Source organism: Leifsonia sp. NPDC056665, assembly GCF_042791795.1.
Taxonomy (GTDB): domain Bacteria; phylum Actinomycetota; class Actinomycetes; order Actinomycetales; family Microbacteriaceae; genus Leifsonia.
Window position 1 is genome coordinate 1 of the sequence record NZ_JBHTXK010000019.1, and the last position, 20,233, is coordinate 20,233.

Annotated in this window: 23 protein-coding genes and 1 tRNA gene; 17 read left to right on the forward strand and 7 right to left on the reverse strand. The window is 72.4% G+C overall.

Translation table 11 applies throughout. From position 1 onward, the window contains the following. Positions 1-193 precede the first annotated feature (193 nt). Both ACFQ9V_RS15965 and ACFQ9V_RS15970 read left to right on the forward strand, forming a co-directional pair. Positions 194-559 (forward strand): YciI family protein, encoded by a 366-nt coding sequence (locus ACFQ9V_RS15965; RefSeq protein WP_345839402.1) that lies wholly within the window; start codon positions 194-196, stop codon positions 557-559. A gap of 59 nt (positions 560-618) precedes the next feature. Then, on the forward strand, positions 619-1,866 hold the full coding sequence (locus ACFQ9V_RS15970; protein ID WP_382460106.1) for an RNA polymerase sigma factor: 1,248 nt from the start codon (positions 619-621) through the stop codon (positions 1,864-1,866). Positions 1,867-1,872: 6 nt separating this feature from the next. Here ACFQ9V_RS15970 and ACFQ9V_RS15975 read toward each other — a convergent pair whose 3' ends face one another. After that, entirely contained in the window at positions 1,873-2,454 is a 582-nt protein-coding gene (locus ACFQ9V_RS15975; protein WP_382460107.1) for a TetR family transcriptional regulator, read from the reverse strand. Positions 2,455-2,528: 74 nt separating this feature from the next. Here ACFQ9V_RS15975 and ACFQ9V_RS15980 point away from each other — a divergent pair, with 74 nt between their 5' ends. Genes ACFQ9V_RS15980 through ACFQ9V_RS15990 form a run of 3 tightly spaced genes read left to right on the forward strand, consistent with a single transcriptional unit; the run spans position 2,529 to position 6,361 of the window. Further along, positions 2,529-4,094 (forward strand): MFS transporter, encoded by a 1,566-nt coding sequence (locus ACFQ9V_RS15980; RefSeq protein ID WP_382460108.1) that lies wholly within the window; start codon positions 2,529-2,531, stop codon positions 4,092-4,094. Positions 4,095-4,151: 57 nt separating this feature from the next. Next, on the forward strand, positions 4,152-5,207 hold the full coding sequence (locus ACFQ9V_RS15985; RefSeq protein ID WP_382460109.1) for a 3-isopropylmalate dehydrogenase: 1,056 nt from the start codon (positions 4,152-4,154) through the stop codon (positions 5,205-5,207). Between the two features lie 23 nt (positions 5,208-5,230). Further along, a complete protein-coding gene (locus ACFQ9V_RS15990; protein WP_382460110.1) occupies positions 5,231-6,361 on the forward strand; it encodes a branched-chain amino acid aminotransferase in 1,131 nt (376 codons plus the stop codon). 79 nt (positions 6,362-6,440) lie between these two features. Here the strand turns inward: ACFQ9V_RS15990 and ACFQ9V_RS15995 are convergent, their stop codons facing one another. Beyond that, positions 6,441-7,520, reverse strand: coding sequence for an aminotransferase class V-fold PLP-dependent enzyme (locus ACFQ9V_RS15995; protein ID WP_382460111.1), 1,080 nt, complete (start codon positions 7,518-7,520; stop codon positions 6,441-6,443). 81 nt (positions 7,521-7,601) lie between these two features. Between ACFQ9V_RS15995 and ACFQ9V_RS16000 the strand changes: the two genes are divergently transcribed. The 6 genes from ACFQ9V_RS16000 (at position 7,602) to ACFQ9V_RS16025 (ending at position 13,774) form a co-directional block, all read left to right on the forward strand. Then, a complete protein-coding gene (locus ACFQ9V_RS16000; RefSeq protein WP_382460112.1) occupies positions 7,602-8,543 on the forward strand; it encodes a LysR family transcriptional regulator in 942 nt (313 codons plus the stop codon). A 67-nt stretch (positions 8,544-8,610) separates the two neighbouring features. Then, complete coding sequence (locus ACFQ9V_RS16005; protein WP_382460113.1) at positions 8,611-9,588, forward strand: AraC family transcriptional regulator; 978 nt, start codon at positions 8,611-8,613, stop codon at positions 9,586-9,588. 49 nt (positions 9,589-9,637) lie between these two features. After that, positions 9,638-10,516, forward strand: coding sequence for a ketopantoate reductase family protein (locus ACFQ9V_RS16010; RefSeq protein WP_382460114.1), 879 nt, complete (start codon positions 9,638-9,640; stop codon positions 10,514-10,516). Beyond that, positions 10,513-11,298, forward strand: coding sequence for a fumarylacetoacetate hydrolase family protein (locus ACFQ9V_RS16015; protein ID WP_382460115.1), 786 nt, complete (start codon positions 10,513-10,515; stop codon positions 11,296-11,298). Before ACFQ9V_RS16010 ends, ACFQ9V_RS16015 begins: the two co-directional genes overlap by 4 nt. 11 nt (positions 11,299-11,309) lie before the next feature. Then, positions 11,310-12,827, forward strand: a complete 1,518-nt coding sequence (gene gltX, locus ACFQ9V_RS16020) for a glutamate--tRNA ligase (protein ID WP_382460116.1) — start codon at positions 11,310-11,312, stop codon at positions 12,825-12,827. 8 nt (positions 12,828-12,835) lie between these two features. Beyond that, positions 12,836-13,774, forward strand: coding sequence for an NAD(P)/FAD-dependent oxidoreductase (locus ACFQ9V_RS16025; RefSeq protein ID WP_382460117.1), 939 nt, complete (start codon positions 12,836-12,838; stop codon positions 13,772-13,774). A gap of 92 nt (positions 13,775-13,866) precedes the next feature. Here ACFQ9V_RS16025 and ACFQ9V_RS16030 read toward each other — a convergent pair whose 3' ends face one another. Beyond that, the gene (locus ACFQ9V_RS16030; protein WP_382460118.1) at positions 13,867-14,328 is read right to left on the reverse strand and encodes a MarR family winged helix-turn-helix transcriptional regulator; all 462 of its coding nucleotides are present in this window, start codon (positions 14,326-14,328) and stop codon (positions 13,867-13,869) included. 92 nt (positions 14,329-14,420) lie between these two features. Here ACFQ9V_RS16030 and ACFQ9V_RS16035 point away from each other — a divergent pair, with 92 nt between their 5' ends. The 5 genes from ACFQ9V_RS16035 (at position 14,421) to ACFQ9V_RS16055 (ending at position 17,195) form a co-directional block, all read left to right on the forward strand. Further along, entirely contained in the window at positions 14,421-15,500 is a 1,080-nt protein-coding gene (locus tag ACFQ9V_RS16035) for a hypothetical protein (RefSeq protein ID WP_382460119.1), read from the forward strand. Positions 15,501-15,605: 105 nt separating this feature from the next. Then, positions 15,606-15,677 (forward strand) — tRNA-Gln (locus ACFQ9V_RS16040). A 95-nt stretch (positions 15,678-15,772) separates the two neighbouring features. Next, on the forward strand, positions 15,773-16,780 hold the full coding sequence (locus ACFQ9V_RS16045) for an alpha/beta hydrolase fold domain-containing protein (protein ID WP_382460120.1): 1,008 nt from the start codon (positions 15,773-15,775) through the stop codon (positions 16,778-16,780). Positions 16,781-16,834: 54 nt separating this feature from the next. Further along, positions 16,835-16,957, forward strand: a complete 123-nt coding sequence (locus ACFQ9V_RS16050; protein WP_382460121.1) for a hypothetical protein — start codon at positions 16,835-16,837, stop codon at positions 16,955-16,957. Continuing rightward, positions 16,947-17,195: a hypothetical protein gene (locus tag ACFQ9V_RS16055; protein WP_382460122.1), complete on the forward strand. Its 249-nt coding sequence runs from the start codon at positions 16,947-16,949 to the stop codon at positions 17,193-17,195. Before ACFQ9V_RS16050 ends, ACFQ9V_RS16055 begins: the two co-directional genes overlap by 11 nt. 16 nt (positions 17,196-17,211) lie before the next feature. Here the strand turns inward: ACFQ9V_RS16055 and ACFQ9V_RS16060 are convergent, their stop codons facing one another. The 3 genes from ACFQ9V_RS16060 to ACFQ9V_RS16070 all read right to left on the reverse strand — a co-directional run bounded on the left by ACFQ9V_RS16060 (position 17,212) and on the right by ACFQ9V_RS16070 (position 19,326). Then, entirely contained in the window at positions 17,212-17,712 is a 501-nt protein-coding gene (locus ACFQ9V_RS16060) for a hypothetical protein (protein WP_382460123.1), read from the reverse strand. Between the two features lie 31 nt (positions 17,713-17,743). Next, the gene (locus tag ACFQ9V_RS16065) at positions 17,744-18,205 is read right to left on the reverse strand and encodes a DUF2510 domain-containing protein (protein ID WP_382460124.1); all 462 of its coding nucleotides are present in this window, start codon (positions 18,203-18,205) and stop codon (positions 17,744-17,746) included. A gap of 263 nt (positions 18,206-18,468) precedes the next feature. Further along, a complete protein-coding gene (locus ACFQ9V_RS16070) occupies positions 18,469-19,326 on the reverse strand; it encodes a hypothetical protein (RefSeq protein ID WP_382460125.1) in 858 nt (285 codons plus the stop codon). Positions 19,327-19,505: 179 nt separating this feature from the next. On the opposite strand from ACFQ9V_RS16070, the gene ACFQ9V_RS16075 reads away from it, so the two are divergent. Then, entirely contained in the window at positions 19,506-19,973 is a 468-nt protein-coding gene (locus ACFQ9V_RS16075; RefSeq protein WP_382460126.1) for a hypothetical protein, read from the forward strand. 22 nt (positions 19,974-19,995) lie between these two features. On the opposite strand, the gene ACFQ9V_RS16080 is transcribed toward ACFQ9V_RS16075, so the two are convergent. Continuing rightward, a complete protein-coding gene (locus ACFQ9V_RS16080) occupies positions 19,996-20,193 on the reverse strand; it encodes a hypothetical protein (protein WP_382460127.1) in 198 nt (65 codons plus the stop codon). Positions 20,194-20,233: the final 40 nt, after the last annotated feature.

Sequence of the window (20,233 nt, forward strand, 5' to 3'; positions counted from 1 at the left end):
TCCCCCCACCCCTCGACAACCCCTCCACCTGCGCCCGCCGCGGGCATGGTGTTTGTAATTTCCCCCCGCAAAAAGTTACAACGACGTGCCCCTCGAGAAGTTTCTGTCGCGCGCTGTCGATTTCGACGGTTGACTTGCGTCGTAGGGATGTCGCCCCGAGCGGGGCGGCGTTCCGGCGAAGTGAGGAGACCACATGTCCGACGAGTACGTTCTGCTCATCCGCGAGCCGAACTGGGACCCCGAGGCGATGACGGCGGAGGAGTGGCAGGCGGGGATGGCCGGCCACAAGGCGTTCCAGGACGCCGTGGTCGCGGCCGGTGAGCGGATCGTCGCCACCGGCGCCCTGCAGCCCGTCACCAAGGCGACGAAGATCACGCCGCGCGAGGGCGGCGCTCCGCTGATCACCGACGGGCCGTTCAGCGAGACCAGGGAGGTCGTCACCGGCTTCTACAGCTATACCGCGTCGACGCCGGAGCAGGCCAGGGAGCTGGCCGCGATGGTGCCGACCGGCGGCTGGGTCGAGCTGTACCCGGTGCTGGTGCTCGACACGGTGCGCTGAGCCGAGCCGGCCGCGCGAACGGCGGACGGGCGGATGGCGTGCCGCGGGAGGGCGGGGCCGTGACAGCGGCCTCCCGGATCGAGCGCGCCTACCGCGAGGACGCCGCCCGCATCCTCGGCGCGGTCGCGCGCACGACGGGCGACCTCCTGCTCGCCGAGGACGCGGTGCAGGAGGCGTTCGCGCGCGCCGTCGCCGAGGCGGCGCGCGGCCGCGAGCCGCGGAACCCCGCGGCCTGGATCACGACGGTCGCGCGCCGGGTCGCGCTGGACGCCCTGCGGCGCGAGCGGTCCGCCCGGCGCGTCGCGCCGATGCTGGCCGCGGAGGCCGAACGCGCCGAGAGCGCTGCTGCCGCCGACGCCGAGGAGAGGGGGGACGAGGCGGTGTTCATCGGGGATGAGCGACTGGACCTCATCCTGCTCGTCGCGCATCCCGACCTCGCGCCGGAGACGCGCGTCGCGCTGGCGCTGCGGCACGTCTGCGGCGTGCCGACCGCACGGATCGCGGACGCCTTCCTGGTCTCCGAGACCACGATGGCCGCCCGGCTCACCCGCGCCAAGAAGCGCGTCCACGACTCCGGCCTCCGGTTCGCCCTCGACGACGCGGCGGCGGTCGCGGGGCGGATGCCGGACGCGCTGACCACGATCTACCTGCTCTACACGGTCGGGCACGCGACCGCGGACGACAGGCTGCGCGCCGACGCGATCGTCCTCGCCCGCGACGCTCACCGGGTCGCGGGGGAGGCCGAAAGCGCCGGACTGCTCGGCCTGCTGCTGCTCACCGAGGCGCGCCACGCCACCCGGCTGACCGCGGACGACGAGTTCGCAACTCTGCGGGAGGCCGACCGGACGCGCTGGGACGTGCCGATGATGGTGGAGGGGGAGCGCCTGGCGACCGTCGCGCTCGAGGGGATGGGCGACGGCGACGGCCGGTACGCCCTCCAGGCGGGCATCGCCGGGCTGCACGCCATCGCGCCGGCCTGGGAGGCCACCGACTGGCCCGCGATCGTCCGACTCTACGACGGGCTGGTGCCGGTCTGGCCGAGCGCGTCGGCGCGGCTCGGCCGGCTGGTCGCGCTCGGCCACAGCCCGGACGCCGGGCCGGAGGTCGCGCTCGCCTCCCTCGACGCCGAGTCCGACCTGTTCGTCGGGCCGCTGGCCTCCCGGGCGCACGCGGCGCGCGCCGAGCTGCTGCGGCTCACGGGCGATCGCGCCGGGTCCGAGGTCGAGCTGCGGCGGGCGATCGGGACGACGGACGACGACCGGACCCGACGGTCGCTGCTGCGGCTGCTCGCCGCGGGCGGCGCCTGAGCGGGCTCAGTCCCGCGCGCTCAGCCGCTCGACCAGCCCGATCAGCTCCTGGACGTCGGTCTCGTCGCGCAGCACGGTGTTGGCCGCCGGCAGCAACGCGGTGTTGTAGTACATCCCGTCGCCGATCAGCATGATGGTCCGCGCCACCATGCGGTCGCCGACGACGGCCTCCAGCTCGCTGAGCCACTGCCGCTGCGCGTCGGCGAGGGCGTCGCTGGCGCGGGCGTCGGAGGCCTGGGCGAGCCGGGCGATGGCCACGATGACCCGTTCCAGGCGGTTGTCGGAGGGGATGGAGGTCCGCAGGAAGTAGGCGACCGGCCCGTCCGGCGCGGCGCGCATGCGCTCGATGTCCTCGGCGAGGTCGGCCGCGAAGCGCTCCAGGACGCCGTCGACCAGGGCGTCCTTCGACGCGAAGTGGTAGAGCAGGCCGCCCTTGGAGACGCCGGCCCGCGCGGCCACGGCCTCCAGCGTCGCCGCGCGCTCGCTCTGCTCGGCCAGCAAGTCCTCGAAGGCGTCGAGGATGCGGTCCCGAGCGGACCGCGAGGGGGGAGCGGGTGAGGTGGACGCCGGTGAGGCGGGGGAGGACATGGGGCCATGCTAGCCGCGACGGCCAGCGCTCCCGCGTCGTTGACTACTGTACCGTCCGGACGGTACAGTAAAGCATGACTTCGACAACCCGCTCCGACCGCACCCCGGCCGCCGCCGAGCCGACGGCGCAGCCCCCTGCGCCCACGCCCGGCCGCGCCGGCACGCGCGCCTGGGTGGCCTTGGTCGTCCTCATGCTCCCCGTCCTCCTCGTGTCGGTCGACAACACCGTGCTCGGCTTCGCCCTCCCGGCCATCACCGAGGCGCTGCGGCCGTCCTCGACGCAGATGCTCTGGATCGTGGACGTCTACCCGCTCGTGCTCGCCGGCCTGCTCGTCGCGATGGGCAGCCTCGGCGACCGCATCGGCCGCCGGAAGGTGCTGCTGATCGGCGCGACCGGCTTCGCCGCCGTGTCTGCCGCGGCGGCGTTCGCCCCGACCGCCGAGCTGCTGATCGGCGCGCGCGCGCTGCTCGGCGTGTTCGGCGCGATGCTCATGCCCTCCACGCTGTCCCTGCTGCGCAGCGTCTTCCAGGACCGCGAGCAGCGCCGCGTCGCCATCGCGATCTGGGCGGCGGGATTCGCCGCAGGCGCAGCGCTCGGGCCGATCGTCGGCGGCCTGCTGATCGAGAACTTCTGGTGGGGCTCGGTCTTCCTGCTCGCGGTGCCCGTGCTGATCCCGCTGCTGGTGCTCACGCCGCTGCTCGTGCGCGAGTCGCGTGATCCAGCGCCGGGGCCGGTGGACGTGGTGTCCATCCTGCTGTCGCTCGTGACGATGGCGCCGATCGTGTACGGGATCAAGGAGTTCGCGGTGCACGGGCTCGCGCTCGTGCCGGTGCTGGCGGTGCTCGTCGGAGTGACCGCCGCGGTGCTGTTCGTCCGGCGCCAGCTCCGGAGGCCGGTGCCGATGCTCGACATGCGGCTGTTCCGGCGGGCGGCGTTCAGCGGCGCCGTGCTGATCAACCTGCTCAGCGTGATCGCTCTGGTCGGCTTCCTGTTCTTCGTGTCGCAGCACCTCCAGCTCGTGCTCGGGATGCCGCCGATGCGGGCCGGGATGGTGCTGCTGCCGGGGCTCGCGACCATGATCGTGTCCGGCCTCCTCGTGGTGCCCGTCGCGCGGCGGCTGCGGCCCGGGCTCGTCATCGCGGGCGGGCTGTGCGTCTCGGCGGCGGGGTACATCGTCGTCGCCGTGAGCGGGGGAGACGCGTCGTGGGGCGTCCTCCTTGCCGCGTTCGTGCTGCTGGGGCTGGGGATCGGCGCGGCGGAGACGGTGTCGAACGAGCTGATCGTCTCGACGGCGCCCGCGGACAAGGCGGGAGCGGCGTCCGCGGTGTCCGAGACGGCGTACGAGCTGGGCGCGGTGCTCGGCACGGCGTTGCTCGGGAGCATCATCGTCTCGTCGTACCGGGCTGCGATCGTGCTGCCCGCTGGACTCAGCCCGGCCGACGCGACCGCTGCCGCCGACACGCTGGGCGGAGCGGTGACGGTCGCCGGCGGCCTCCCGAACGGGGCCGCCGCCGAGCTGCTGGAGTCCGCGCGGCACGCGTTCGACAGCGGCATCGCGCTCACCGCCTCCATCGGCGCGGGGCTGATGCTCACCGCCGCCGCGCTCGCCCTCCTCACCCTGCGCCGCGTCCGCTCCTGAGCCGCGCGGCGATAGTGTAGAGGGAACCGTCCGCCCACCGATCAGTGCAGGAGCGTCATGAGCACAACCGTCCAACTCGCCGTCATCCCCGGGGACGGAATCGGTCCGGAGGTGATCGCGGAGGCGGTCAAAGTACTCGACGCGGTGACAGCGGGCAGCGATCTCGCCTTCGAGAAGACGCACTTCTCGCTGGGGGCCGACCGCTACCTGGCGACCGGCGACGTGCTCACCGACGACGACCTGGCCACGATCTCCGGCCACGACGCCATCCTGCTCGGCGCGGTCGGCGGCAAGCCGGGCGACCCGCGGCTGGCGGGCGCGAACATCGAGCGCGGACTGCTCCTGAAGCTGCGCTTCTCGCTCGACCACTACGTCAACCTGCGGCCGACCACCCTGTTCCCCGGCATCGCGAGCCCGCTCGCGAACCCGGGCGACGTCGACTTCGTCGTCGTGCGCGAGGGCACGGAAGGCCCGTACGTCGGCAACGGCGGCGCGATCCGGCAGGGCACGCCGCACGAGATCGCCAACGAGGTCTCGGTCAACACCGCCTACGGCGTGGAGCGCGTCGTGCGCTACGCGTTCGAGCAGGCCGAGGCCCGCCGCAAGAAGCTGACCCTCGTTCACAAGACCAACGTGCTGACCTTCGCGGGCGGGCTGTGGAAGCGGATCGTGGACGCCGTCGCCGCCGAGCATCCCGACGTCGCGGTCGACTACCTCCACGTGGACGCGGCGACGATCTTCCTGGTCACCGATCCTGCTAGATTCGATGTGATCGTCACGGACAACCTCTTCGGCGACATCCTCACCGACCTCGCGGCCGCGATCAGCGGCGGCATCGGACTGGCCGCCTCGGGCAACATCAACCCCGCGGGCGAATTCCCGAGCATGTTCGAACCGGTTCACGGATCGGCCCCCGACATCGCCGGCCAGCAGAAGGCCGACCCCACCGCCGCGATCCTCTCCGTCGCGCTCCTCCTCCGCCACCTCGGCGCCGGGGAGCTCGCCGAGCGGGTCGAGCAGGCGGTGACGTCCGACCTCGCCGCCCGCAGCGGCGCCGCGCGCACGACCTCCGAAGTGGGCGACGCGATCGCGGCCCGCGTGGCGCAGAATTGACGCATCGCAGCAAAGGACACTCAATGACCTCCACCAGCATCAACCTCACCTCCGGACCCAGCGAGACGGCCGGCCTCCTCTGGAACGTCACGCGCAATGAGTCGCCGCGCAGCGAAGCCGAGCGCGAGGAGATCCTCGCGAACCCCGGCTTCGGCAACTACTTCACCGACCACATGGTCGACGTGTGCTGGTCGGCCAAGGGCGGCTGGCACCGCCCGCGGGTCTCCCCGTACGGCCCCATCCAGCTCGACCCGTCTGCGGCCGTGCTGCACTACGCGCAGGAGATCTTCGAGGGCCTCAAGGCGTACCGGCACGAGGACGGCTCGATCTGGTGCTTCCGCCCGGAGGCCAACGCGGCGCGCATGCAGCGCTCCGCCTACCGCCTGGCACTGCCCGAGCTGCCGGTCGAGCACTTCCTCGACGCGCTCAAGCAGCTCGCCGCGGTGGACGGCGACTGGGTGCCGGACCGCGAGGAGACCAGCCTCTACCTGCGCCCGTTCATGTTCGCCAAGGAGGCCTTCCTCGGCGTGCGCCCGGCCAACAAGGTGGCGTTCTACCTGATCGCGAGCCCGGCCGGCGCGTACTTCCCGAGCGGCGTCGCCCCGGTGTCCATCTGGCTGTCCGACCACTGGTCGCGCGCGGGCAAGGGCGGCACGGGAGCGGCGAAGACCGGCGGCAACTACGCCTCCAGCCTCCTGCCGCAGGCCGAGGCGTACGAGCACGGCTGCGCGCAGGTGCTGTTCCTCGACTCCGTGGAGGGGAAGTACATCGAGGAGCTCGGCGGCATGAACGTCGTGCTCGTCTACAAGGACGGCACGCTCGTCACGCCCGAGTCGGACAGCATCCTCGAGGGCATCACCCTCGACTCGGTGCTGCAGCTCGCGCGCGACCGCGGCCACACGGTGGAGCGCCGCCGCGTGACGATCGACGAGTGGCGCGACGGCGTGGAGTCCGGCGACATCGTCGAGGTCTTCGCCTGTGGCACCGCCGCGGTCATCACCCCGATCGGTGAGCTGAAGTCCGACACGTTCACCGTGGGCGACATCACCGCGCCTCCCGGCGAGCTGACCATGTCGCTGCGCAAGGAACTCACCGACATCCAGTACGGCCGCGAGCACGACCGCCACAACTGGATGCTCCGCCTGGACGCGTAACCCCACCTGCCGAGGGGCACGTTGTTGTCGCTTTTCACTTCGAAAAGTGACAACAACGTGCCCCTCGGCGGTCGCGCGTTTAGGGGGTGAGGGCTTCGAGGACGCGGGTCACGTCGTCGGGGGTGTTCCAGAGGTGGAAGGCGACGCGGGCGCGGCCGGCGCGGCCGGAGGCGCGCAGGCCCGCGGCGGTCAGCGCCGCCAGGTCGGCGTCGTCGGGATCCGGCCAGGTCAGGATGGCGCGGCCGCGCACGGGGGCGCCGGAGGCGTCCACCAGCCCCAGCGCGTCTGCGAGGCGGTCACCGAGCCCCGTGGCGTGGGCGTGCACGGCCTGCGCGTCCAGTGACGCGAAGAACTCCAGGGCGGCGGCGGTCCCGGGCCAGACCGGCCACGCGGGGGAGACGTCGAAGCGCCGCGCGGAGGCCGCGGGGGCGACGAGCGGTCCGTAGCACGAGCTCCACGGGTCCTCGCCCGCGTACCAGCCGGCGTGCACGGGCCGGAGCCGGTCGCGCACACCGGGCCGCACCGTGAGGAACGCGCTGCCGCGGGGCGCGCACAACCACTTGTAGGCGTGCGTGACCGTGAGGTCGAACCGGGAGGCGTCCACCGGCAGCCAGCCGAGCGCCTGGGTGAGGTCGGCGAAGCTGAGCGTCCCCGTCCGCGCACAGGCGGCGAGGATGGCGTCGGCGTCCGCGTGCTCGCCCGTCGCCGACTGCACCAGGGAGAACGCGACGAGCCAGGTGTCGTCTCCGACCGCCGCGGGGAGGTCGGCCAGCGCGACCTCCCGGACCCGCACGCCGCGGTGCGCCTGCGCGTGGAACGGCGCGACCATCGACGCGAAGTCCCCTTCGGCGCACACGACGACGGCGCCGTCCGGTGCGGAGGCCGCGATCAGCGACGCGAGCACCGAGACCTGCGAACCGATCGCGATGTCGTCCACACCCACTCCGGCGATCCGGGCGAAGGCGTGCCGGGAGCGCGCGATCGCCTCGTCGTAGTCTCCCGGAGCGGCCTCTCCGCGAGCCCAGCGCTCCAGGTCCGCGTGGCCCGCCTCGATCGTCGCGCGGGTCGGCAGCCCCTGCGTGCAGGCGGCGAGGTAGCCGGCGCCGGCGGTGAAGGCGTCCGCGAAAGAGACGGCGGGCGCGGTGAGGGTCTCGGGCATGCTTCCAGCCTGAGGGACCCTCACACATCACACCAGAGCAGCTATCGAATCATTTCCATCACGTCGCGTTATGATTCGCGCATGCTCCTCGACGACCTCGACTCCCACAGCCTCCGCGTGGTGCGCGCGATCGCCGACCACGGCTCGATCACCCGCGCCGCCGAATCTCTCGGCTACAGCCAGCCCGCGATCAGCCAGCACCTGCGCCGGCTGGAGGGCCGGATCGGGATGCCGCTGGTCGCGCGCGCCGGCCGCGGCGTCCGGCTCACCGAGGCGGGCCGCGTGCTCGCCCGGCACGCGCGAGCGGTGACGACGGCGCTCGACGCGGCGGCGGGCGAGCTCGCCGACCTCCGCGGGCTCCGCACCGGCCGGGTCCGGCTGGCGGGCTTCCCGTCGGCGTCGTCCTCGCTCGTCCCTCGGCTGCTCAACACGATGGAGGCCGAGCATCCGGGAGTCCGGATCACCTACCTGGAGGCCGAGCCTCCCGAGGCGGTCGCGGCCGTCCGCAACCAGACCGCCGACCTGGCGATCACCTTCGGTTACCCGGGCGACCGGGTCGACCCGCACCGCGAGAGCGCCCGCGGCCTCGCGGTCGTGCCGCTCTGGAAGGACGAGATGCTGGTGGCGTTGCGCTCCGACCATCCCCTCGCCGCCGGGAGGAGCGTCGACCTCGCCGAGCTGGCCTCCGCCTCTTGGATCGGCGGGTGCCCGCGCTGCCGCGGCCACCTGCTGGAGCTGACCGACGCCTGCGGCTACGCGCCGCGGATCGCCTACGAGACCGACAACTTCATCGCCGTCCTGCGGATGGTCGCCGAGGGCGTCGGCGTCGCGCTGCTGCCCGCGCTCGCGGTCGGCTCCGCCGGAGCGGTGGAGGGCGTGGTGCTGCGGCCGACGGCGAATCGCGACCACCGCACCATCAACCTGGTCGCCGCGACCGGCTCGGACGCGGTCCCGGCGATCGCCGCGACGGCGGACGCGCTGCTCGCGCTCGACGGCGCGCCCTGGGGGCTGTCGGAGCTCTGAACGCTGGCTACGATCGAGCCGTGGGTGCATCCGGCAGCCCTCTTCGGATGCGCCGGAGGGAGGGGACGTGAGCGCGTCGGGCTATCAGACCTACCGCTCGGCCGATGTGGACGAGGCGGTCGAGCTCGCCTCCCGGGTCCTGTCCTACGACCACCGGGTGACGCCGGTCCGGGCCGGCGCCCCGTTCGCGTGGGAGGTATCCGGCTTCGCACTCGGGAGCGTCCGCCTGGCGCGGATGTCGTACGGCGGCCGCGTCGACGTCGAGATGCAGTCGCACAGCGATGCGTACGGGATCAGCGCCCCGAGTGCCGGCCTCCTGAACGTCAGGACGGGCAGGCGCGAGGTCACCGCCACCCCGGAGTTCGCCGCGGTCCGCGGCCCGGACCTGGAGTCGGCCATCTCCGGGTTCGAGCAGCCGGACGATCGGCTGACGATGGTCCGCATCGACCGACGGACTCTGGAGCGCGAGCTCGGGCGCATCATCAACGACGAGGTGACCGCTCCGATCGACTTCGCTCCGTTGCTGGACCTCAGGACAGGCAGGGCCGCCGAATGGTGGCAGCTCGTGCAGACCCTCTACCGCTCGGGCGGGAGCCCGGACGGGCTGGCCGGCAATCCGCTGGTGTCGGCGCATGTCGCCGGCCTCCTCACGACCGGCCTGCTCCTGGCGACCGAGCACCGCTACCGGGCTGCGCTCGAGCAGGACGCGGCCCCGGCGATGCCCGCCGTCATCCGGCGCGCGATGGACTTCATCGACGAGAACGCCGGGCTGCCCATCACCGTCACCGACGTGGCCGCGGCCGTCGGCGCCAGCGCACGCACCCTGCAGCGCGGATTCCGGGAGCACGCCGGCTCGTCCACCCTCGCGTACCTCGCCCGCGTGCGCCTCGAGAACGCGCACCAGGAGCTCCGGCGTTCCGGCCCGGAGACCGCGACCGTCGCGGCGATCGCGGCACGGTGGGGGTTCTCCAACCTCGGCCGCTTCGCCGCCAGGTACCGGACCGTCTACGGTGTCCTCCCGGGGGAGGCGCTCCGGCAGCCGTAGGCCGCGCCCTGGGGCTGCCCGCGCCCCGGACGCTGGCTACGATCGTGCCATGAGCGCATCCGAACCCGTCTTCGCCGTCGTCGGCCCCGGAGCCGTCGGCGGGCTGTTCGCCTGGCTGTTGTCCCGCGCCGGTCACGATGTCGTGGCGGTGGGCCGTCCGGCGACCGTCGCCGCCATCCACGCCGATGGCATCGAGGTGCGCAGCGCCACCTTCGGCGACGGCGTCGAGCGCGTCTCCGCCTCCGCCGAGGTCCCCGAGGGCGCGAGTGTCATCGTGACGACCAAGGCGTACGGGCTGGAGGACGTCCTCCCCGGCATCGCGGCGGCGCGGCCGAGCGAGGTGGTGTCGTTCCTCAACGGCGTCGAGCACATGGGGCCGCTGCGGGAGGCGCTGCCCGGCGTTCCGGTGGCCGGCGCGTCCGTCGCGGTGTCCGCCCTGCGCGCCTCCACGACGGTGATCGACCACCGCAGCCCGTTCGTGAACATCGAGGCGCCGGAGGCCGCGGGCGGCTTCGCGTCCGTCCGCGCGCTGGCGGACGCCGGGCCGCGGGTGACGGTCGGCGGCACGGAAGCCGAGGTGCTGTGGGCGAAGTTCCGGCTGCTCTCGGCGCTGGCGCTGCTGACCTCCTACTGGCGGCAGTCGGCCGGTCCCGCGCTCAGCGAGGACCCGGAGCTGACTGAGGCGGTCGTGTCGGAGATCGCCGCCTGCTCGACGGCGGAGGGCGTGCCGACCTCGGCGCTCGACCTGGTCCGCGTGCTGCACAGCGTCCCGGGCGGGTTGCGCACCTCCCTGCAGGAGGACCTCGCCGACGGCCACCCGAACGAGCTCGACGCGCTCGGCGGGGCCCTGTTGCGCAGCGGAGCCCGGAGCGGGATCCCCACCCCGGCCATCGCCCGGATCGTCGCGGCGCTAGGCTCGAACGCGTGAAGATCGCACGGTTCAGCCACACGCGTCCCTCCGAGCAGTCCCCGGTCATCGACTACGGCATCGTCGACGACGACGCCCTGGTCGTCCTCGCCGGCGACCCGATGTTCGCCGGCTTCGACACGACGGGGGAGCGCGTGCCGCTCGGCCAGGTCGGGTCGCTGCTGGCGCCGGTCATCCCGCGGTCGAAGGTCGTCGCGGTCGGCAAGAACTACCGCGAGCACGCCGCCGAGATGGGCAGCGAGGCTCCGGGCGAGCCGCTGCTCTTCCTCAAGCCCAACACCTCGGTGATCGGCCTGGGCGACGCCATCCTGCTGCCGGCGCAGTCGCAGCAGGTCGAGTACGAGGGCGAGCTGGCCGTCGTGATCGGCAAGATCGCCCGGCACGTCTCGGAGGAGAAGGCCGCCGAGCACATCTTCGGCTACACGGTCGCGAACGACGTGACAGCCCGCGACCTCCAGAAGTCCGACGGGCAGTGGACGCGCGCGAAGGGCTTCGACACCTTCTGCCCGCTCGGGCCGGTGATCGAGACCGAGCTGAACCCGGAGGCCTTCCTGCGCACGCGGGTCAACGGCGAGCTCAAGCAGGAGGCGCGCATCTCGGAGATGGTGCACGACATCCCGTCGATCATCGCCTACGCGTCGAGCGTCTTCACCCTGCTGCCGGGCGACGTGATCCTCACCGGGACACCGGCCGGGGTCGGGCCGATCGTCGCAGGCGACACCGTCGAGGTGGAGGTCGAAGGCGTCGGCTCGCTGGTGAATCCGGTGCGCACTCCCAAGTAGGATTTCAAGCGATGTCTGACAACGATCCGCACCCCTTCTCCACCGCGACCGGAGCGGACGTCCGCGTCCGGTTCTGCCCGTCGCCCACCGGCACCCCGCACGTGGGCCTGATCCGCACCGCCCTGTTCAACTGGGCGTACGCGCGGCACACCGGCGGCAAGATGATCTTCCGCATCGAGGACACCGACGCCGCGCGCGACAGCGAGGAGTCGTACGCGATGATCGTCGACGCGCTGCGCTGGCTGCGCCTCGACTGGGACGAGGGCATCGACGTCGGCGGCCCGAACGAGCCGTACCGGCAGTCGCAGCGGTACGACATCTACCGCGAGCTGATCGAGCGGCTGAAGGCCTCCGGCCACATCTACGAGAGCTTCGCCACCGGCGAGGAGATCGAGGCGCGCAACGTCTCGCTCGGCCGCGACCCGAAGCTCGGCTACGACAACTTCGAGCGCGACCTCACCGAGGACCAGAAGGCCGCCTACCGCGCCGAGGGCCGCGAGCCCGCGCTGCGGCTGCGCGTGCCGGACGACGACCTCAGCTTCGACGACCTGGTGCGCGGCGAGATCACCTTCCCGGCCGGCTCGTTCAGCGACTTCGTCGTCGTGCGGCCGAACGGCCACCCGCTCTACACCTTCGTGAACCCGGTGGACGACGCGCTCATGGGCGTGACGCACGTGCTCCGCGGCGAGGACCTGCTCTCGTCCACGCCGCGCCAGATCGCGCTATACCACGCACTCATCGACGCCGGTGTGACGACCTTCGTGCCGCGCTTCGGCCACCTCCCGTACGTGATGGGCGCGGGCAACAAGAAGCTCTCCAAGCGCGACCCGGAGTCGAACCTGTTCCTCCACCGCGACCGCGGGTTCATCCCGGAGGGCCTGGTCAACTACCTGGCGCTCCTCGGCTGGTCGCTGACCCACGACCGCGACGTGTTCTCCATCGACGAGCTGGTCGCCGCGTTCGACGTCGCCGACGTGAACCCGAACCCGGCCCGCTTCGACCAGAAGAAGGCCGAGTCGATCAACGGCGACCACATCCGGCTGCTGGAGGTCGGGGACTTCGCCGAGCGGACCATCCCGTACCTGGTCGCGGCGGGCGTGCTCACCGAGCCGCTGACCGACGCCCAGCGCGCGGTGCTGGCCGAGGCCGCCCCGCTCGTGCAGGAGCGCGTACAGCTCCTCGGCGAGACGCCGGGGATGCTCGGCTTCCTGTTCACGGACGCCGCGTCGCTGACTGTCGAGGACGACGCCCGCGCGTCGCTGCCCGACAACGCCGGCGAGGTGCTGGCCGCGTCGCTCGGCGCGCTCGAGGTCGTGCCGGAGGACGGCTGGACGCACGACGCGATCGAGACCGCGCTGCGCGAGGCCCTGGTGGAGGCGCTCGGGCTCAAGCCGCGCGTCGCCTTCGGGCCGCTGCGCGTCGCCGTCTCCGGGCGCCGGGTGTCGCCTCCGCTGTTCGAGTCGATGGAGATCCTCGGCAAGGCCGAGTCGCTCGCCCGGCTGGACGCGCTGTCGGCGAGCCTGAGCTAGGTCCCGCCGTGGGCGTCAGCGTCGAAGTCATCGTGGTCGGGGGCGGCCCGGCCGGCCTCAGCGCCGCGCTCAACCTGGCGCGGGCGCGCAGGCGGGTGCTCGTCGTCGACGGCAACCGGCCGCGCCACGCGGCGACGCTGCAGGCGCACGGCTTCCTCAGCCGTGACGGCGTGCCGCCCGCCGAGCTGCGCCGGCTCGGCCGCGAGGAGGTCTCCGGCTACGACGAGGCCGACGTCGTGTTCGCCCAGGTGGACGCGGTGACCGTGGACGCGGACGGCTTCCGCGTGCGCGGCACGGGCGTGCGCGGCGGCGCCGACGTGGACGCCGTGGCGGCGACGGTCCTCATCGCGACCGGCGTGGCAGAGACGATGCCCGTCCTCCCGAGCCTGCGCGCCTTCTACGGCACCCAGCTGCACAGCTGCCTGGAGTGCGACGGCTTCGAGAAGGCCGGCGAGCCGCTCGCGCTGATCGGCGAGACGGCGGACCTGGCGGAGCGCGCGCTGCTGCTCACGCAGTGGACGGACGACCTGATCGTCTTCACCAACGGCGTCGCGCCGATCGGCGGCGACGAGGAGCGCGCCCTCGCGCGGCTCGGCGTCGGAGTCGAGCGCCGGCCGATCGAGGACGTCGTGGGGGAGAAGGGCGCCATGACCGGCGTCCGGCTCGTGGACGGGACCGTGGTGCCGCGGGCAGGCGGGTTCGTGCGCCCGGTGTGGACTCCCGCCCTGTCGTTCGCGGACGCGCTCGACCTCGACCGGGACACCGACGGCTACCTGGTGACGGACGCGCACGGCCGCACGTCGCTGCCCGGCGTGTACGCGGCGGGGGAGACCACCGCGCCGGGGCCGCAGCAGCTCATCGTGGCCGCAGGGTCGGGAGCCGTCGTCGCCGCCGCGGTCAACCGCGACCTGATCGGCATCGCGCTCAACGACGACGCCATCCTCTAGCCCGGTACCGCTCTCGCCGAGGGGCACGTAAACGCCCCTAAAACGCGGTTTTAGGGGCGTTGACGTGCCCCTCGATGGAAGGTTTCGGCGCGTTACTCGTCGGGCGCGGCGTTGTAGCGCTCGAGCATGCGCGCGAAGGCCTCCACGTCGGCCGACGACCAGCTCGCCAGCCGCCGCGCCACCGAGTCCAGCACGGTGCGGGTGGACTGGTCGAAGGCGGCGCTGCCCGCGGGGGTGAGCCGCAGGGCGGTGCCGCGCGAACCTCCCGCCACTTCGTCGTCGGCCACGACGTAGCCGTGCTCCAGGAGGGCGGCGAGCTGGCGTGACACGGTGGAGCGGTTGAGCTGGAAGTGCGTCGCGATGTCGACGGCCCGGCAGCCGGGGTTCTCCTGGATGTAGGTGAGCAGCGAGCGGTCCACCACCGACAGCACTTCGTCCTCCCGCCGTACGCGCGCCGTCCCGCGGCGGCCGAGGGTGAGGAGCTCGCGCTGCACGCGGGTGATGGGGTCGCGGCTGCTGCTGTCGCGGCGATCAGGCGCTGTCGGAGGCGTCATCTCTCCACCCTACCGGAATTGGAGTTGCGCAATACAACGAAGTAACGTACGTTGCTTTCTGCAACTCAATCCAAGGAGGGTCCACCCGCCGCATGTCCGCTCACCGCATCACCCCCATCCCCGCCGTCGCCCGGCCGCCGCGATTCTGGCCGCCCGCCGCCTTCTGGAAGACGCTCGGGTCGCACATCGTCATCCCGCTGTTCCTCGCGGCAGGGATGGCGCTGGCCTACCTCGGCGCGTTCCACGCGGCCCAGCCGGACAACATCCCCGTCGGGATCGTCGGCCAGGGCCCGGCGGCCGACGTGTTCGCGCAGACCCTCAACGACAAGGCCCCCAGCGCGCTCGACGTGAGCACGGTCGCGACGGCCGCCAAGGCCAGGGCGGAGGTCGCCGACGGGACGCTCTCCGCGGCGTACGCGACCGACGCGACGCACGCGACGATCATCGTCTCCACCGCGGCGTCCCCGGCGGAGGCCTCCGCCGCGCAGCAGCTCCTTCTCCCGATCGCGTACCAGCAGCACCTGCCCGTCACGATCGACGACGTGCGCCCGGTGCCCGCGAACGACATGACCGGTCAGGGGCTGTTCTTCATGATGGTGGCGATGAGCGTCGGCGGCTACTCGAGCGCGATCGCCATCGCCGCGGTCGCCGGCCGTCTCGGCATCGGCTGGCGCATCGCGGTGTCCGCCGCGACCGCCGTCGTCGTCTCCGCGATCACCACCGTGGTCGCCGGCCCGCTCTTCCACGTGCTCGCCGGCAACGAGTGGAGCATCGGCCTCCTCGGCGCCCTCTACACCTTCGGAATCATCACCATCGGCGTCGGCCTTCACCCCATGCTCGGCCGCTGGACCACCCCGGTCCTCACCCTGCTCTTCGTCATGCTCAATGTGACGACCTCCGGCGGCATCTTCCCGCAGAACATGCAGCCGCCCTTCTTCGCGGGCCTCAGCACGTTCTGGACGGGCGCCGCCTGGTTGGACTCCGCGCGGGCGCTGACCTACCTCCCCGGCCAGCAGTTCGGTTTCGACGGCCTGCGCCTGGCGCTGTGGGCGACCGCGGGACTGGCGCTGATCGGCGTCAGCCACCTGCTCACGGTGCGCCGTCGTCGGGCCGCGGACGACACCATCGCGGCGACCGCGGAGGAGGAGGAGACGGCCACCGCCGCAGCGTGAACGCGAGGGCCGGGCGGCGGCTCGCCCGGCCTGCCCGCGTTTTGTGGAAGCGGCGAACCATAGGCTATTGTTGTATCTCGTGCCCGGACCACGGTCCGAAGCCCTTGGGGTATGGTGTAATTGGCAACACGGCTGATTCTGGTTCAGTTGTTCTTGGTTCGAGTCCAGGTACCCCAGCAGTAAAAATTCAGACGAAGCCCCGATGAATCCGGGGCTTTCTGCTTCTCCGGCCCAGCGATGCACACACAGCGCCCGGGGAGGAGAATGCGGCCATGTCGGCATGGTGCCGCGTCGCCGTCGCGGCGGTGGCTTCGCTGGTGCTGCTCGCCGGGTGCGCTCAACCGCCGCCCGCGCGAGAGTCGTCCACGCCGCGGGTCATCGACAGTGTCGCCTACGCGCCCGCGCAGCCTCCTGGGACGGCGGGCCACCTCCTGGACCTCTACCTGCCGGGGAGCGTCGCGCGGCCTGCGCCGTTGATCATCTGGTCAGGCGGCAATGGATGGCTGGATGACACCGGCGCCAACACGGCCGCACAGCTCGCGCAGATCTTCACCCCGCACGGTTACGCCGTCGCCGGCGTCGACATCCGCTCCAGCAGTGAGACCACCTTCCCCGGACAGCTCTCCGACATCAAGGCAGCGATCCGCTTCCTGCGTGCCAACGCTCAGCGCTACCATCTCGACCCCGGACGATTCGGTGTCGCCGGCGACTCCTCCGGCGCGTGGGCCGCCGTCATGGCCGCCGTCACCGGGGATGTCCCCTCGCTCGAAGGGGATGTCGGAGTCTCAGGCGGCTCCAGCCGGGTTCAGGCAGCGGCAGCCTTCTACCCGCCGACCGACTTTCTGAGCGCAGACCACTACCTGCCCACCCCGTGCTCCCCAACCGGAGCCACCCCCTGTGCTGCCGCAGACCCGCTCTTCTCCGCGATGCTCGGCTGCCCCATCCAGACCTGCCCGGATCGCGTGGCCGCCGCCGACCCGACCACCTACGTCTCCGCCGGCGACCCGCCGCTGCTCCTCCTCCACGGTCAGCAGGACGCACTGGTGCCGTGGCAGGACAGCCTCCTGCTCTACCAAGCGGTTCAACGAGCTCGAGGACGGGCAGAGCTCGTCCTGCTGCCGAATGGTCAGCACGGTCAGGCGATGCAGGTCCTGAACGACACCCAGGTGAATGCAGGCGCTGAAACGCAATCCACCGACCGAGGCCATGACACCGCTGCGCGCCCGGTTGCCCTGACACCGCTGTACCTGGTCGAGTTCTTCGACCGGTGCCTGGGCTAGCTGCCGGCGGCGGCGCAGATGACCGGCCTCCTGGCCGCGAGTAGTGTGCGGCGTGTGACCGATCCCCGAACCCGCAAGCCGGAATTCTGGCGGACGCTTGCCTGGGTGATGACGGTCGGCGCCTTCGTTCTGCTGGTCGACGGCATCGTCAGCGTCGGGCCGTCCCGTGACAGATGACCGATCAGAGTACCCGTGGTGGGCGAGGTCCACCGGCGGCAATCGTCAGGCTGCGCTGGGCCTGGCCGTCGCGTACACGGTGATCGGTGTCGCGGACTCCATCATCGGGTTCGCGCGGCAGGAGAGCCTGCTCGGCGTGATCGGGCTCGGGTTCCTGCTGCTCGGCGTGTGGGCGTGGGCCGTGTTCGCGTACCTGAGTCGACGGTCCGGGGAGTCCGGGGACCGTCGCGGGCGGTGAGGTCCGTGCCCCCGCCTCACCCCTGAACGTGGTGCCCGAACGCGAACCCCAGCGCCATCCACACGATCAGGCTGACGATCGGTGCCGCGCCGGCGAGGACGATGGCCACGATGCCGTTGCGGCGGCCGCGGTTCTGGACGACCGCCACGATGCCCTGGGTGAGCGCCCAGATTCCGAACACCGAGCCGAGGAGCATTTGGACGCCGAACCCGCCCTGGTCCGGGTTCAGGTTGAAGCCGGCGCTCGATCCCGTGCTGTAGGTGCGGAGCGTCGTCCCGAACAGGCCCTGCAGCACGGAGGCCAGAACCGACACACTGATCACGCAGATCGCCATGATCATCGCCACCCGGCCCAGCCGAGGCGACTTCGGAGCGGCAGGCACGGGTGCAGGAGCGGGCGGCTGCGCCTGCCATGCACCGGCCGGCGGCTGCGCGTTCGCCCACCCGGGCACGACCGGCGCGACGGGCGCGAAAGCCTCCGGCTGCACCGGCGCGGGGGTCTCATGGTTCTCGGTCATCTCTTCCTCCACATCGAGGTCACTCGGCGGCTCATGCCGTCGTCGCAGTCGCGGCGGCGTCCGTGTTGGTCCCGCCGTTCACCGGCATGGCGCCGAACACCAGCAACACGGCGAGCACGCAGCCCAGCAGCGCCCCGCCGCCCAGGCAGATCCCCCAGATCGCGCGGGCCCGGCCGACGTGCGGCGCCAGGCGCCTCGCGCGGATCAGCCCCGGGATGCCGAAGCCGACGGACAGGCCGACGCCGACCAGGATGAGGAGGGCGAGGAGCGGGTCGATTCCGCCTCCGAGCGCGAGCGCCAGCACGACGACCGCGACGGCGACCACGCCCGCGGCCAGCGACGCCGTGGCAAAGCCGTTGGACGGGGGAGGGCCGGCGATCGGCGCGGAGGGCGCCAGCGGGCGCACCGCGTCCGTCCAGCGGAGGCCGTCCCACCAGCGCTGGAACCGACTGTCGGCGTCGGGGTACCAGCCGGGCGGCGGCAACTGGCTCATCGGGCTCCTCGATCGGGGTGCACCGACACTATCGTCCGGCGAGCCCGCATCGGAGGATACTCAGCCCGAAGCACCTGTTCTGGGGGTAGTCACAGGCTCCCGTTCACCCACCGGTAACCCCGGGCGGGCAGAATCATTCGACCGGGATCGCGGTACGGGGGTTCCGCAGACCGAAGGTCACTCCATGATGCGGGTGACGGTGCGGCCGGTCTCATCCACAGGACGGGATGAGACCGGCCGCACTTTCTTGTTCGGAACCGGGACTAGCTCCCCAGCCCGACGCGGTCCACCCGGCGGTGGTAGCGCATGCCCGCCACGCCGCCGAGCACGGCGCCCGCGAGGCTCACGATCGCCACGGCAACCGCCGTGATGATGCCGGTCGCGGTGACCGTGCCCTCGTCCAGCGGGATCCGCGGGAAGCCGTTGATGTTGCCGAGGATGTTGTACTGGGCGCCGAGGATGAGGGTGAGGATGGCGACGACGACCGCGATGATGATCGCCCAGATCCACACCGCGAGCCCCTGGCGGGCGCCGTCGAAGCGCGCCATCCGGCCGGCGACGTAGCCTCCGCAGTAGTACGCGACGAACGCGATCACAACGAGCGCGATGGCGCCGACGACGCCGATCGTCGCGGCGTTCTTGTTGGCTTCGCTCGCGGCGGCGTTCCCGCTGCCGCCCGACGCACCGAACCCCACCGCCGCGCCGGCCGCGGCGACCAGCGCGGTCAGGATGACCGCCATGCCGGTCGCGGTCAGCCAGCCGAAGAAGGCCGCGCCGAACTTCATGCCGCCGAACTCGCTGCGCTCGCGGGCGACCACGTTCTCGCGGAGGGTGCGGTTGCCGTCGACCCGGAGGGCTTCGTCCGTCTCCTCCTGGGTGTCGCTCGGATAGCGGGCGGCACGCGGGTAGTCGTCCACCGGCTCCTCGTCGAGGGAGCGGTCGTCCACCCGGCGGGTGGGGGCCGGGTCGTCGATCCCGTCGTCCACGGGCTCACCCGCCGCCCGGTGCGCGCCTGCGCTGCTCGCCGTCGCGTCGGCGGGCGCCGCGTCGTACGCCCGGGCTCCCGGCTCGTACGCGCGGGTCTCCGTCGGTTCGTCCGCTGGGGGTCTACGGTCCGTCATCTCGCTGCCTCCTCCACTTTCACCCGCCTGAGCGGCGGGCGCGTCGTCAGATCTGCCGGAGCGGACCGTAGACGCGTTCCGGCCCCCGGGTAAGGACCTTGATCCGGTCGGACATCGGGGGTACGCGAGCGTACAATCGGTCCCACTCCAGCAGGAGGCCGGCAGGAGGGAGGCGCCCGATGGGGTGGTTCGCCAGGACACGCCGCGCCGACTCCGTCGCTCTCGCCGAGGACGGCCTGAGCGCCCTGACCCTGCTGGCCGTGCTGGAGGAGGCGGTCTCGCACCTGTCCGCGGCCGAGAGCCTCCTGGAGCGCTGCGCGGTGGCGGGGGAGCCGGGTCACCCGGTCGGAGTGCGGCCTTCCGACCGCCGGCTGGGGGTGGCGGACGCGCGGCAGGGCCTCCGCCTGCGGATCGCGTTCACCCAGCTCTCGCGCTGGCTCGACGGGATGACGTGCGAGCCCGCGCAGGAGCCGCTGCGGGCGGACGCCTCACGGCTGCTGCGGTTCTACCTGCTGATGGTGACGTACGCGCTGGACGCCGCCTTCACGCCGCCGGCGCGGCAGCACATCGCGATCCGCGGCGGGCGCGGCGGCGCTGCAGGGCGGCTGGTCGAGTTGCGCGACCTGGCGCGGGCGGCGGCGGAGTAGCGGGAGGCGCGCCCGGTCGCCCTCAGCGCCCCCGGCGCCTCCGCAGCCCGAACCCGATCAGCACCCCGCCGCCGATCGCGACGAGCACCCCCACGCCACGGACGACCCATTGCACGTCGCCCGTCACGGCGTCGACCAGGAGCGGACCGGCGAGTCCCACCACGACGAGCAGGACGCCGACGATGAAGAACCACGGGGACCCGTTCGTCCGTTCGACCATGCCCCCGAGCCTACCGGCGGCCCGTCGCCGTCACCGAGGT

Bases quoted from the DNA above. Each gene is read 5' to 3' on its own strand.
- ACFQ9V_RS16060 (WP_382460123.1), bottom strand. From the start codon at position 17,712: ATGACCGAGAACCATGAGACCCCCGCGCCGGTGCAGCCGGAGGCTTTC.
- ACFQ9V_RS16070 (WP_382460125.1), bottom strand. From the start codon at position 19,326: ATGACGGACCGTAGACCCCCAGCGGACGAACCGACGGAGACCCGCGCG.
- ACFQ9V_RS16080 (WP_382460127.1), bottom strand. From the start codon at position 20,193: ATGGTCGAACGGACGAACGGGTCCCCGTGGTTCTTCATCGTCGGCGTC.
- ACFQ9V_RS16075 (WP_382460126.1), top strand. From the start codon at position 19,506: ATGGGGTGGTTCGCCAGGACACGCCGCGCCGACTCCGTCGCTCTCGCC.
- ACFQ9V_RS15980 (WP_382460108.1), top strand. From the start codon at position 2,529: ATGACTTCGACAACCCGCTCCGACCGCACCCCGGCCGCCGCCGAGCCG.
- ACFQ9V_RS16030 (WP_382460118.1), bottom strand. From the start codon at position 14,328: ATGACGCCTCCGACAGCGCCTGATCGCCGCGACAGCAGCAGCCGCGAC.
- ACFQ9V_RS15990 (WP_382460110.1), top strand. From the start codon at position 5,231: ATGACCTCCACCAGCATCAACCTCACCTCCGGACCCAGCGAGACGGCC.
- ACFQ9V_RS16045 (WP_382460120.1), top strand. From the start codon at position 15,773: ATGTCGGCATGGTGCCGCGTCGCCGTCGCGGCGGTGGCTTCGCTGGTG.
- ACFQ9V_RS15985 (WP_382460109.1), top strand. From the start codon at position 4,152: ATGAGCACAACCGTCCAACTCGCCGTCATCCCCGGGGACGGAATCGGT.
- ACFQ9V_RS16010 (WP_382460114.1), top strand. From the start codon at position 9,638: ATGAGCGCATCCGAACCCGTCTTCGCCGTCGTCGGCCCCGGAGCCGTC.
- gltX (WP_382460116.1), top strand. From the start codon at position 11,310: ATGTCTGACAACGATCCGCACCCCTTCTCCACCGCGACCGGAGCGGAC.
- ACFQ9V_RS16000 (WP_382460112.1), top strand. From the start codon at position 7,602: ATGCTCCTCGACGACCTCGACTCCCACAGCCTCCGCGTGGTGCGCGCG.
- ACFQ9V_RS15965 (WP_345839402.1), top strand. From the start codon at position 194: ATGTCCGACGAGTACGTTCTGCTCATCCGCGAGCCGAACTGGGACCCC.
- ACFQ9V_RS16065 (WP_382460124.1), bottom strand. From the start codon at position 18,205: ATGAGCCAGTTGCCGCCGCCCGGCTGGTACCCCGACGCCGACAGTCGG.
- ACFQ9V_RS15995 (WP_382460111.1), bottom strand. From the start codon at position 7,520: ATGCCCGAGACCCTCACCGCGCCCGCCGTCTCTTTCGCGGACGCCTTC.
- ACFQ9V_RS15975 (WP_382460107.1), bottom strand. From the start codon at position 2,454: ATGTCCTCCCCCGCCTCACCGGCGTCCACCTCACCCGCTCCCCCCTCG.
- ACFQ9V_RS16035 (WP_382460119.1), top strand. From the start codon at position 14,421: ATGTCCGCTCACCGCATCACCCCCATCCCCGCCGTCGCCCGGCCGCCG.